At 50.5% G+C, this 12403-nt stretch carries 9 protein-coding genes; 7 read left to right on the top strand and 2 right to left on the bottom strand.

Annotation, left to right across the window (positions count from 1 at the left end; all coding sequences use genetic code 11):
- The first annotated feature begins 29 nt into the window (after positions 1-29).
- From K7X24_RS02830 to K7X24_RS02810, 5 genes are read left to right on the top strand one after another with little or no spacing between them, the layout of a single operon-like run.
- On the top strand, positions 30-377 hold the full coding sequence (locus K7X24_RS02830) for a hypothetical protein (protein WP_224552858.1): 348 nt from the start codon (positions 30-32) through the stop codon (positions 375-377).
- Positions 378-385: 8 nt separating this feature from the next.
- Positions 386-1051 (top strand): hypothetical protein, encoded by a 666-nt coding sequence (locus K7X24_RS02825; RefSeq protein ID WP_224552856.1) that lies wholly within the window; start codon positions 386-388, stop codon positions 1049-1051.
- Between the two features lie 3 nt (positions 1052-1054).
- Positions 1055-1435: a hypothetical protein gene (locus K7X24_RS02820; protein WP_180829484.1), complete on the top strand. Its 381-nt coding sequence runs from the start codon at positions 1055-1057 to the stop codon at positions 1433-1435.
- Positions 1435-1710 (top strand): bacteriocin, encoded by a 276-nt coding sequence (locus K7X24_RS02815; RefSeq protein ID WP_224552854.1) that lies wholly within the window; start codon positions 1435-1437, stop codon positions 1708-1710. Before K7X24_RS02820 ends, K7X24_RS02815 begins: the two co-directional genes overlap by 1 nt.
- A 12-nt stretch (positions 1711-1722) precedes the next feature.
- The gene (locus K7X24_RS02810) at positions 1723-3057 is read left to right on the top strand and encodes a hypothetical protein (protein ID WP_224552852.1); all 1335 of its coding nucleotides are present in this window, start codon (positions 1723-1725) and stop codon (positions 3055-3057) included.
- A gap of 32 nt (positions 3058-3089) precedes the next feature.
- On the opposite strand, the gene K7X24_RS02805 is transcribed toward K7X24_RS02810, so the two are convergent.
- Positions 3090-3257: a transmembrane anchored protein gene (locus K7X24_RS02805; RefSeq protein ID WP_224552851.1), complete on the bottom strand. Its 168-nt coding sequence runs from the start codon at positions 3255-3257 to the stop codon at positions 3090-3092.
- A 172-nt stretch (positions 3258-3429) separates the two neighbouring features.
- Between K7X24_RS02805 and K7X24_RS02800 the strand changes: the two genes are divergently transcribed.
- Positions 3430-11787 carry an LPD38 domain-containing protein gene (locus K7X24_RS02800; RefSeq protein WP_224552849.1) on the top strand — a complete coding sequence of 2786 codons (8358 nt, stop codon included), beginning with the start codon at positions 3430-3432 and terminating at the stop codon, positions 11785-11787.
- A gap of 5 nt (positions 11788-11792) precedes the next feature.
- On the opposite strand, the gene K7X24_RS02795 is transcribed toward K7X24_RS02800, so the two are convergent.
- A complete protein-coding gene (locus K7X24_RS02795) occupies positions 11793-12005 on the bottom strand; it encodes a hypothetical protein (RefSeq protein ID WP_224552846.1) in 213 nt (70 codons plus the stop codon).
- 18 nt (positions 12006-12023) lie between these two features.
- Here K7X24_RS02795 and K7X24_RS21965 point away from each other — a divergent pair, with 18 nt between their 5' ends.
- Complete coding sequence (locus K7X24_RS21965; protein ID WP_263499225.1) at positions 12024-12359, top strand: isocitrate/isopropylmalate family dehydrogenase; 336 nt, start codon at positions 12024-12026, stop codon at positions 12357-12359.
- The last annotated feature ends 44 nt before the right edge of the window (positions 12360-12403 follow it).

Here is a 12403-nt window from a genome sequence, read left to right as displayed (position 1 = left end):
CCTGAATATCATTATTTATGGAAAAAATAATGAATCGTGTCGCCGAAGATGTCGGTGAACCAGATTTGATTATCCATATCCAAGACGCCTGCCGTAAAAAGCAGGCGTTTTGCTTTGGTTCGGAAAATGGGCGAATCGTGTTAGTGCCAAAATCACGTAACGGTATTCCTTATGTTTTTGTCTGGCTGGCGGTCGGCACCGAGCCGGATAGCATCGTGCGTTATTTGGGTGAGGTAAAGGCGATAACCCGTATGGTTGGAGGACGATGGGCTGAATTTAATACGGCAAGAAAAGGCTTCATTCGGATTGCTGCAAAATTAGGTTTTGAGCGATTACCCAATGAAGAAGGATTCATGACCTTCAAAATTCCGGTGTGAGGTGAAGAGTGGGCGGCAGTAAAGGCAGTAATGAAATCAAGGAGACATCCCAGCAGCATGCGGCGGCAGATGTTGCGCGGCAACAGTGGGATCTTTATCAAGGCGAGTTGAAGCCCTATGAAAACCTGTTTATGAACAAGGTGGAGGGGCTTAACGATCAGCAGAAATACGACGACATCGCTGGCGATGTCAATCTTGGCTACCAACAGCAGTTTGGTCAGGCTAGGCGACAGGCGGCAGATGGTCTTGCATCGGCAGGTGTCGATCCCAGCAGCGGTAAATTCCAAGGAGGCCTGAAAGATATTGCGACTGACCAGGTGACGGGCACGATTGATGCAACGAATCGCTCTCAGACCGACCAGCAAAATAAGCATGTCGCTGGGTTACAGGATGTTCAAGCAATGGGGGCGGGGCAAAAAGCGGAAGCAATGCAGGGCTATCAGGGTATTGCCACGGCGTCGCAGCAGAAAGCGATTTCGGATGCGCAGAGTTCCCTTTCCAAGCAGCAGGCTACGAAGGGGCTGATCAGTACGGTGGGTGGCGCTTTAGTAAGTAAGGGGTTATCCAGCTTGCCGAAGAGCACGCCAACACCGACAGGCGGCAGCTCCAGTGGTGTATTTGGGGTTTCTGATACGCCTTTCATGAGCACGAACTTCAGAAATACGGGGGGGTAAAAAGTGGGATACGCATCGGATACCTTTGCCGACGTTACGCGTAAGCAGTACGCCGACTGGCAGCAGCGATACTTTCCAAAGCTACAAGGCCTGATGGATTTATCAACCAGTGGCCAACTGATGAATAACCAGTTGGCTCGGGCAGATGCGACGCAGCAACAGGCGTTGAATACGGCAACCGTCGGTTCAGCTAATCAGCAGGCGCGTTATGGGGCAACTCAACAAACAAATCAAAGTGATAACAGCCTGGGACTTAAATCTGCACTCGCTGCCGCAGGGGCGAAAAATGGCATACGCGATGCGGAAACCGATCGGCAAATGAGCATATTAACCGGCGGTTCAACTGGGCTGCGCGATCTGCTCAAAATCGGGAGCGAAACCTAATGGGATACGGCTTAATTGATATTGCGGCGCAAACGCGCCAGCAGGGCTTGCAAGGTATGCAGCAGGCGGCAGAGCTGGAACAGCAGCGGGAATCGGCTAACGAACAACTTAAGTCCCAGCAGAAGCAGGCCGCCAACCAGATGAAAGGCACGATGGCCGGAATGGGGGCGATGGGTGGCGCTGCGATGGGGGCCTCTTACGGTGCATGGGGGGGGCCAATCGGTGCGGGGATTGGCGCGGCGGTGGGTTTAGTCGCGGGTTCATTATTTTCATAATTAGGGGGCGCTATGGCAGATGTAAGAGGACTTGCAGACGGCTTTCTTGCCGGATTCAATACGATGGATAATGCGTTACAGCGCCGGGAAGAATCAGAGCTGCGGCGGTTAATGGTAGACCAACAACAGAAGAACGATGATCGGCGGTTTGGGCTGGCTCAGGCGCAATTTGATTACGGTAAAGAAACTGGTTTACGTGATTATCAGCGTCAGGTTGGGCGGGATAAACAGGAAGATGAGCGATGGGGGCTGACGCACACAATGAATGCTAAAAACGCCGATCGTTCATACGCACTGCAAGCGCAGAGTAACAACCTTGCGCAGCAGCGGTTTGATTTTCAGGTAGCGGAGACGACGCGGCAACAACGCATTCAAGATGAAATGCCAGTTATCAAAATGTTCTATGACCAGTTGGATAAAACTGGAAATGTTGATCCTGAGTTAATTAATCAAATTTCGGCTGATAATCCTAGCCACCCTAAGCGCTTTATTGGTGATGAAGCCATAAAAAATGTTAAAGAAATCAACCGTATCATGCCAGCCGTTCTCAATGGCGGCATGGACTATAACGATCCAACTGCCATTAGCGTGATGAATAACGTGTTATCTACACATATTCAGCGTGGGATAGGTGATAAAGACCCAGAAACTGGTAAGACGATTAAGTCAAAAGAACTGGGACATATTGGGTTAACTGAAGATGGCCAACGAGTAATTCCAACCCTGAAAGTTACATACACGGATGGTTCTGTTGCGGATAAACCCATGACTCGCTTTGGTTCGACAGATCCCAATGACACTATTGCACCGATTGCTTTGCCTCGCCTTATGGAAGAGGTGCGCGGCTACAGTCAGATGGTAGGCCAGCTAAATTACGGTAGCCGGGCGAAGTTTCTCAACGATATGGTTAACCCACCTGATAAAACAGCAGTACGCGAGGAAGCAAAGGGGCTGCGTAAAGACTTGCTGGATGTTGGCAAAGCGAGGGCTAAGGCTCTGGCTGATCCAATGGCACAGGATCCGCAGACTGCTGCGGGGATTAACTCACAATACGACCAATTGGAACAGCAGGTGAGAGATTCATATGGTCAAACGCAGCCACAGGCGAAAGCACAAGGTGGCGGAGGGTTGCAGCAATGGGCGGCTGGCGATCAGGGCAAGACTGCATTCGCTCAGAAAGCTATCGCTATGGGTGTGCCGGTATCATCATTGAGTGCTGAGCAATTGGATGCCAAGTATATGCAGTATACGAAAGGTGCGAAGGCGTCGGCTGATGCTGCTGTGGCTAACCAGTTGCGGCAATCAAAGGAAGGGCAATCACATCCGCCTTATTATACGGGAAAGTAAACATATAGGCGCATTACTGCGCCTAAAAATTATCAACGATAGCCACCGCCACCAGGGCGAGAGTCTGCAGATCGCCCACCGCAGCGTGAGCCGTCAGCCGCGATATCAGAATCATGCTGACAACGGCCAGGTCCAGCCATCACTTGAAATGATGAACCTAAAGTTAACATCACAAAAATTAATGCAATTGCTTTCTTCATTATTAGCGAGTCCTTGAATGTATGTAGTCCGCGCAATGGCGGCAACAAGATCGTAGCCTAAGAAAAAATTCTGCCTGTCATTTTTGATGAGAACGCGCTAAATTCTCCAAAGATACCAAGCCTCACCGTTAATTCGGTGGGGCTTTTTTTTGCCTAAATTCTGGAGTCCGTAATGGTCAACGATCCACAGCAGCAACGCCCCGAACAGCAAGTGGCGAATAGCAATCGCCAATCCCTCAACATTCAGCAGCCGGGCGAACCATCCGATTTTGATCGTCAGTTCTTTTCGGCTGAGAGTTGGAATAAACCCGTTGTCGAGCCAGAAGCAACAATGGGGGATTACGTTAAAGCCGCAGGTGCTGGCGCGTTAGATATGGTTGCTGGTTTTGGTCAGTTATTTAAAGCTGGCAACCAGATACTTGATGAAAAAAATGCGGATACCGCAGCCAATCCACTGGGCATTGATAGCCAAATGATGGACGTTATGCGGCAGAATGCCGGAAATCCGTTATCGCGTGCTGGCAGTTTCATTGTTGAAGGCGCGGGTGATCTTGCTGGTGCCGCATCCCAACGTATTAAGGATAGTTACAGCGAAGGGGCGAAGAAAGCGGCGTCGCTGGATTTTGTTAGTTTTGAGCACAATCAGGCAGGGGATATCACGGGTGTCAGTGCTGGGGAGGGACTTTTCGATAAGGATGCCTGGTTCATCAATGCTATTCCAACGATCGCTCAATTACTAACGGCTGGCAGTGTGTCAAGGTTGGGTGCAGGCGCTGCGCGTGAAATGGCAGAACGTGCGACGTTCAATCGGCTCAGTAAGTCCATGCCTGAAGAAGCTGCCCGACAACTTGCGAAAGAAACCGCAGATCGTGCAGCCGCAGTCGCGGGCAAAACGACATTCGTTGGTGCTATGACCGGAACCGCGCAAGGGCAGGGCGGCCTTGATATGCGTGCGCAGGTTAATGGATTGTCATTCAACGAACTGATGGAAAGCCCTACGTTTCAGTCTGCATTCAGTGCCATTGATGCCAACCCAAGCCATGCCAACCTATCCGATAGTCAAAAGCTTGAATTGGCACGCAGCCAAGTGGCCGAAAAGGCTGCCAGCGCAGTAACGTCCGACCCTCGGATGCTAGCATTGAATATTGCAGCATCAACGCTGGGCGACCACACGCTTCTTTCGTTGTTGACCAAGAAAGCCGCCGCAAATGGTATTTTATCTGGTGCAGCAAAAGGGGCGCTTTTTGAGGGAGCCACTGAATTTGCTCAGGGGTTTGGTCAACGCTATGTCCAAAACGAGCAACTTATTGATACTGCTGGGCAGAATATTGATCCAATGCAGAATGTGTTGGAGGTAGGAGCAAACAATGCTGTTCTCGGGGCAGGGTTGGGCGGCTCTATTGGTGCGGTTGGGGGCATGCGTGGCCGCAGTAATAACCCGACACCAGAACCGAATCAAAATGCTGATACCGGCCCGACAGCAGAACCGCCCGCGCCAGTTCAGCCACAACTTTCTCCTTACGAAGAAGCCACGCAGCGTTATGCCGCAATGGATCGTGCTGCGGTATTGCGTGAGTACGCCAATGCGGACTTATCCAACAATGCTGATGCCAAGCGTGCGGCAAATGACCGTTTAGCGGGAATGGATCGGGAAGATAGCGTTAGCCAGTTTGCAGAGCAATACCAGCAGCAGCCTGACGATGAATTACTGGTGGCCTATCGTGAGCTAAACGAAAAAACGAAACGTAGCGACGAAGAGCAAATTCAATACGAAGCCGCCCGTTCTGTGCTTTCTCAGCGGTTAGGTGTCAACCAACCGCAGACTACGCAGATCGATGTGCCCGAATGGCAGGCATCTGGACAACCTTCCCCAGACGGTAACGGGTCATCTATCCCTGTTGTGAAAATGGGGGATGATTCAGCGCCTCCTGGCTATACGGGCGAATGGCGTGATGGTGAACCTGTCATTTCCGTCACTCAAGGCGCAAATAATCCACCGCTTAATCCCGAAAATGTCGTTGGCACGCCACAAAACCGTATTGATGAATTCCGTGATACGCCAGCCTACCTTAGGGAGGATCCGCGCATTCAGGGCTTTGCTGAAGACAGTGATGTGCAGCGCGCGCTTGCGGGACAACCTGATTCACCTACCGCTGATCAACTTATTCGCCAGCAGATTGAGCAGGGCGATCAGGGCTATTCGCCGCAAGAACTGGAGGCGCTGGAGCAGGCTGAAAGAATTATCACTGCACGTCGCCCGCGTCTTCCTGCGCCTGGTCAAACTTCTGTGATCGCTATGCCGGGAGACGTTCGGCAGCCCGTCGGTGATGATGCTCAGGCAGGCACCGGCCCGCAGTTTGATGCTGGGCAGCAGGTGCACGGGCAAGAATTTATTCCCGCTGAACGCTCTCCAGCTATAAATGAAGTTGGCCGCGCCAATAAAACGTATGACGGCGAAGCGGTGCCAACCAATGTTATCGAGGATAAAAATATTATTTTCTCTGGTTCACCGACGATTGACGAAGGCCAGACGGCACAGCCTCCGCAGTTTACTGAAGGGGAAAACCACAGTCAGCGGCAGGCGCGGGAATTTAGTGATGCCATGGGCGTTAACAATCAGATCGCATTGCCTGATCAGCGACACCGTGTTGCTGGTGTGCCAGTTGATGCACAAACAGAAGCCTACGCCCGAGGGGAGTCAGTATGGGAACTGAAATTGTTTGAGCCTGGGCGACCCTATTCCAGTGAACGGGTTGCAAAAGCCAGCAAGTGGGCGAAGACACAGGGTGCAACTGTTGAAGAGGTTGATGGTGGTTATGCGGTGCGGTTGCCATCTCCTGAGCAACAAAAAAATAAGATCACGGATTTTGGGGAAGAATTACAGGGTGCAGCTAAACATCGTTGGGGCCAGTTTTCTCAAGCGATGGATACAGATATCAGCCGAGACGATGCGAAAGCTCAGCCACTCTCAAAAGTCTTTCCTCACCCCGAATATGCTCGTATGGCTAACGATGGTGTCGATAATAGTATACTTGCGTCGCTGGCGGTGCTGCGTGCACAGATACCGAATAAACCGGTTCATGCAGGAAGAGTTTCATCATGGGCAGATACGGCGCTCAGTGTTAAATCTTTGGCGAGCGATCTTATTAGCGGAAGGCAATCTTTTGAGTCACTTCGCAGTAATATGCGCTCCAGACCTCATTTGTCAAAAGTGGCGGATACCATTGAGCTGGTATCTCAGTTTAAGCCGGAGCAGATGAAAGATGCGGCGAAATATCGAATCAACGCAGCTCATTACTCAATGTATAACGGTCAGTCATATCCGCAAGGTAAAACAGTCTATGAGCTGGAAACTACAAGCGGTAAGGCTATACGCGGCGTTTACGCAGATACACTGGCGGAGCTTCTGCCAAAGGCAAAAAGCTATATTGAGCAGCAGATCGGGACATCGTTAGGCGAAGGAAGCGCCAAACAGTCGAAAATTGAAATATTCCGGCGTCGTGTTGATGGACAGGTCTTCCTTGGTTACAAAGGCAGCACGCAGGTATTGCCGTTAAAGGCTGGCTTCAAAAATAACGCCGAAGCACGCGAGTATTTGCAAGATAACCGTCCAGAATTGGAAGAAAAGCTTGAGAAGCTGCGCAAGATCTCCCGTGACGAGCAGCGTAATCCTGAAAATCAGAAACGCACTGGGCCTGAACGTCGTAATGGTGATGTTTCTCCTGAACAATTCAGTAGTGCTTTCGGTTTTCGGGGCGTTCAGTTTGGTAACTACGTTGAGGGATCGCGTCGCCAGACGGATTTGAATGATGCCTTCGATGCGTTAACAGATATGGCCGATGTGCTTGGTGTACCTGCTCAGTCAATCTCTCTCAATGGGGAATTAGGGCTTGCCTTTGGTGCCCGTGGGCGAGGTGGACAAAACAGTGCTAAAGCCCACTATGAGCCGGATCAGGTAGCAATAAATCTTACCAAGGGCAAAGGTGCAGGATCGCTGGCACACGAATGGTTTCATGCGCTGGATAACTATTTTGGCCAGGCGGATCAACGTGGTTTCGAGAACAAAGGTCGCGGCGACAGCTTTATGACGCCATCCAAGCGGCGTAATCATGTGTTGCAAAATGGCAAATTTGTGCCAGCAACACACCCGGTTCGCCAAGAGGTGTACGATGCTTTCAAAGGCACCATGCAGGCTATTAACAACAGCGGCATGGTTGAGCGCTCTCAGACACTCGATGCTTCCCGCAGTAAGCCCTACTGGTCTACTGTCGTTGAGCTTTCCGCCCGTTCCTTTGAGCGCTATGTGTTGGATAAAGCCCAAACGAAGGGCATAAGCAATGACTACCTGGTTAATATCCGAAAAGCTGATGAGCATGCGGATCCGCAAAGCTATGCTTATCCAACGAATGCGGAACTGGATGGTGGTATTCGCGAGGCATTCGATAAACTCTTCCGAACGCTAAAGACTAAAGAAACTGATAAGGGAACAGCTTTCTACTCCCGACAAAACGCCTCCAAATCTGGGGGCGTTTCTGTTTCTGGGGCTGATATTGGCGGCGGCAACATCATTCATGACGGTAGTTTTAGCCGTGATGGTAGCAAGCCTGAAACGGGCATGTTACGCGATCGTGTACAGCTCGCGGCGGACGGCTTTGTCTCTCATCTGAATGGTGCGGCCAAGATTAAGGTGAAGGCGGTGCAGACGCAGGCCGAAGCTGCCGCGATGATGCCTAACGGCATTCCTGCGGAATTTGGCACAGTTCATGCCATTTACCAGCCGGAGCTGAGCCGTGTGATTGTCATCGCCGACAACATTGCCAACGCCCGTGAACTGCGTGCCAAGCTGCGTCATGAAGTGATCGCGCATCACGGGCTAGCGTCGGTGATTGGCGATGTGGAATACGATCGCATCATGCGCGTGCTACATCAGACGCGGGATAGTCAGAATAAAACCATTCAGGATGTCTGGCAGCAAGTCGAACAATCCTACGGGCAGGAGTCGTTAGAAACACAGGCGAATGAATTTTTGGCGCATATGGCCGAGCGCTCCGAGCTAACGAAACTGGGCGGTGTCTGGGATCGGTTCGTTACGCTGATGACTAACGCGCTGCGAAAAGCAGGCGTGTTGAATCCTATGGATATTACGCCAGCAGAGATCCGCAACATCCTGCGCACAATCACCGGCCGCTTCCAGAAAACGGCGATGTATGCCAATGAGCAGCCAGGCACCCGTGAGTTCGATAATACTTTCTCGCGTACCGATGCGCTGTATTCAAAAGCAGATGATGTTGACCCACTAAAGCCATTGCCGCAGGAGGCTGAGCAGTACCGTGCCGATCTTGACCGAGCTATGCGGTCGTTGAAGTCCGGTGATGTGTCAGTGAAATTGGGCAGAACACCACCAGTGTTAAGAGCGTTGGGGGCGCCTAATCTGGATATGTTTATTAACCGCGATACCGTGCGCAAAGCCACCAATGGGGTGAAGCATGATGTGCCTTTATCGGTGATCGAGCAATTGCCTGAATTAATGCATGACCCACTTGCTGTATACCGTTCGTCTACCCAAAACGATGCCGTCGTGATTTTACTTGAGGCGCAAGATACAAATGGGAATCCGGTGGTGTCAGCGGTGCATATGAATGCCAGAAAGCAGAACATGGAAATTAACAAAATCGCTTCAGTTTATGGCACGGTAGGCGGAATGTCGAAAGTGCAAGGGATGGAGGATGCTGGACTGGTGCTGTATCGGCGTGCAAAAGAAAACCCTAATCAGCCTCATTCAGCCGGGCTCCAATTGTCCGGGGAGAGCACTAACCAGGGTTTAGACTCTGCCAGTCGCCGATACTCACAGGGGCTTCAATTGCCCAAGGAGGGCGACCCCGCAGAATCAAGTAAAAATATACTCTCTTCCGCTGATATCCGCAAGAACAAGACGCTGTACTCGCGCTCAGGCAACCCAGCAATGGATGCCGAAACCAGCCGTAAAATGGGCTTCAACGTTGAGAAGGGCTGGTTTGATAAAGCCAAAGACTTCTATCAGATGGCAGCCGATAAAGATCGGACGGAGCTGAAGCAGTGGTGGCAAGAAACCTTCCGCAAGCTGAACACGAAAACCTTTGACGGTCTGGCACCGTTAAAATACGCAGAAGATGCGGCAGGTAAATCTGATGCAATGGTTTCCGGCTACACTGCGGCGCGTATGTCTGCGGGTTCTGGCTCTGTGACTGCGGCGGTTCTGGAACATGGTCTGGTTCGCTATAACAAAAATGAGGGAATCACTGAGCGGATTCCCGGAACTGGCAAAGCGGATTCCTTGATGGGGATTCTGGACGGCCTTGGCAACCATCGTGAAAACTTTCTCAAGTGGATCGCCGGTCATCGCTCGGAACGTTTGATGGCAGAGGGCAAGGAGAATAACTTTACTGCTGATGAAATTGCCTACATGAAGTCTCTGAATCGTGGCAATGAAAAACTGTTTGCGGATCAGAAGGTAAAATACGATGCGTTCATCAAGTCTATTATCGACTTGCAGCAGGATATGGGGCTGATTGATCCGCAAAGTCGGGCAACATGGGAAGATGCCTGGTATCTGCCGTACTATCGTGAAGCAGAAAATGGCGAAACACACGGTCCTTGGACGACACGTGGGATTGCCAACCAGAGCAGCACAATCCGTAAACTGAAAGGCTCCGATCTCACCATTAAAGATCCGATTGAAAACCTGTTCAACTACGTTGCCAAGTCGGTTGATGCCTCTATGAAAAATGAGGCGATGCGCCGTTCGGTCACCAATTTGGCAGACGCCGACATGCTGGAAGCCATCGACAACCCTAACAAGATGGATTACCAACGCATCGGGAAAAATGTGGTAAAGGTTTACATTGATGGACAGGAAAATTTGGTTCAAATCAACGACCCCGACCTTTACCGCGCTTTCACGATGATTGATCTGGAGCGCAGCAAATCGTTATTCATGCGAGCTGCACGACAGGCCAAGCGCGTGTTAACCATCGGCACCACATCCATGCCCGACTTCATTATCCGCAACTTTATACGCGACTCGGTTCACTCGTGGGCAATCAATAAGGATGGGTTCAAAGCGATCCGCTCGTCTTGGGATGGATTGAACAAGGCGATGCGAACAGATAATACCTTGGTTGACATGATGTTTGCCGGTGCGACATTCGGCGGTGGTTATTCAAACGTCTATGATCCGGGCGGCACAGCGTCCAACATCCGTAAAGTGCTGCGCCGCAAAGGCTACAAAGACAGCCAAATCCGTGAATTTGAATCGTCGATTGTACGCAATAGCAAGGAGGCGATGGATAAAATGGGTTTGGCGCTGGAGAAATACCGGAAAGTCAGTGAAGGGGCGGAGAATGCCAACCGCGTAGCCACCTATGATGCCGCGCTAAAGGCAGGAAAGAGTAAGGTGCAGGCCGCATTTGAATCACGCGACCTGATGGATTTTAGCATGCAGGGTTCCAGTAGTCTGGTGATTGGCCTGTCAGACATGGTGCCGTTCTTCAATGCCCGCTTGCAGGGCATGAGCAAACTGGGGCGGGCGATTAAAGATGATCCGCGTGAAGTGTTGAAGCGTGGCGGTTATATCGCGGGGTTATCGCTGGCGTTACTGGCGCTAAACTGGGGGGATGAGCGTTACGAAGAGCTACAGGATTGGGATAAAGATGCGTACTGGCACGCATGGTTTGGCGATCAGCACATCCGTATACCTAAACCGTTTGAAATTGGTTTGATGTTCGGCACATTGCCTGAGCGTTTTGCTCGTGCATTGGGTGGAGAGGATACACCAGGGAAGTTTGGCAAAGTGATGGCGCATAATTTCTTTGAGACCATGGCGTTTAACCCTATCCCACAGGTCACTCGACCTATTATTGAAACCTTTGTCAATTACGACTTTTTCAAAGGTGGACCGATTGAGGGCATGGCAGATAAGAACGTGATTGCCGGAGCCAGATTTAACGATCAAACCAGCTTGCTGATGCGTGAAATCGGCGAATCGACGAACCTATCCCCCAAAATGCTGGATCACATCATTACCGGGTACACCGGAACACTGGGATCATACATTTTGGGGGCAACAAACATCATCATGCGCAATCTGGGCGACAACGGAGAGTCAGCATCACTACGCGTTGATGAATTACCCGTCATCAAAGCGATTTTCCGCGGCTCAGACCCGGCAAAATCCACGCAGTTCACGGAAGATTTTTACCAGATGATGACAAAGGTCAACCAGATTAATAGCACGATTAACGACTATCGTAAGCAGGGGCGTCATGATGATGCCAATGAGCTGTTGCAGGATAATCGCGAGAAGCTATCGCAGCGCAAGGCGTTCACGGCGACACAAAAGCAGGTGAAGCAGCTTAATGACCAAATTGAGCTAACCCGGATTGATCGTATTTTAACGGCAGACCAGAAGCGGGAGCGAATTGATCGCCTGATGGCGAAACGAAATATATTAGTTCAGCAGACGGTGAAGCGGGTACATCCGTATTTCGACTAACCAGATTACTTCAACCAACTCCTGATACACATAACGAGTGTCAGGAGTAACAGAAATCCGGTAATGCCGAGAATGATGCTGGTATTGCTATCCAGTTCCATGCGGCATTTACTGGTTATCAGACACGCGCCAATGATAAACGGCACTGATAACGCGGGATGCACCAGCACCATAACGGCGGCAAAAATCAGGCAAAGAATGAAGGCTACAGATGACATGCTATTAGTCCGTTAAATTTGTTAAGAAGTGAGATTGCAGGCAATTTTCGGGGAAAAATATTCAGTAAAATACAAAGTAGCTCACTGTTTTCTATCGATATTTATCTTAATGAAAACGATGCTGTTCAATTCGCTATTTTCTATTTTTCTTTATATAATTCATTGTGTTGTGGTTTATCCTTCAATCTACTGTTGCGTCACCTGCAATGGTTCGAAGCGGCTGACCTGATTGTTAAGGGCGTTGAAGGCGCGATCAAGAACAAGACCGTGACTTACGATTTCGAACGTCTGATGGAAGGCGCTAAGCTACGGAAATGTAGCGAGTTTGCGCAGGACATCATCGATAACATGTAATCCAGTGTTAATCGTGGATTAAAAAATAGGGGCCGCGATTGGCT

Origin of the sequence: Pectobacterium versatile (assembly GCF_020166435.1) — a bacterium.
Classification (GTDB): Bacteria; Pseudomonadota; Gammaproteobacteria; order Enterobacterales; family Enterobacteriaceae; genus Pectobacterium; species Pectobacterium versatile.
Note: the sequence above shows the minus strand (reverse complement) of the source record. Positions and strands in the feature narration are given on the sequence as shown.

Coding starts and splice junctions, on each gene's coding strand:
- K7X24_RS02830 (WP_224552858.1), top strand. CDS start 30: ATGAATCGTGTCGCCGAAGATGTCGGTGAACCAGATTTGATTATCCAT.
- K7X24_RS02815 (WP_224552854.1), top strand. CDS start 1,435: ATGGGATACGGCTTAATTGATATTGCGGCGCAAACGCGCCAGCAGGGC.
- K7X24_RS02810 (WP_224552852.1), top strand. CDS start 1,723: ATGGCAGATGTAAGAGGACTTGCAGACGGCTTTCTTGCCGGATTCAAT.
- K7X24_RS02805 (WP_224552851.1), bottom strand. CDS start 3,257: ATGAAGAAAGCAATTGCATTAATTTTTGTGATGTTAACTTTAGGTTCA.
- K7X24_RS02800 (WP_224552849.1), top strand. CDS start 3,430: ATGGTCAACGATCCACAGCAGCAACGCCCCGAACAGCAAGTGGCGAAT.
- K7X24_RS02795 (WP_224552846.1), bottom strand. CDS start 12,005: ATGTCATCTGTAGCCTTCATTCTTTGCCTGATTTTTGCCGCCGTTATG.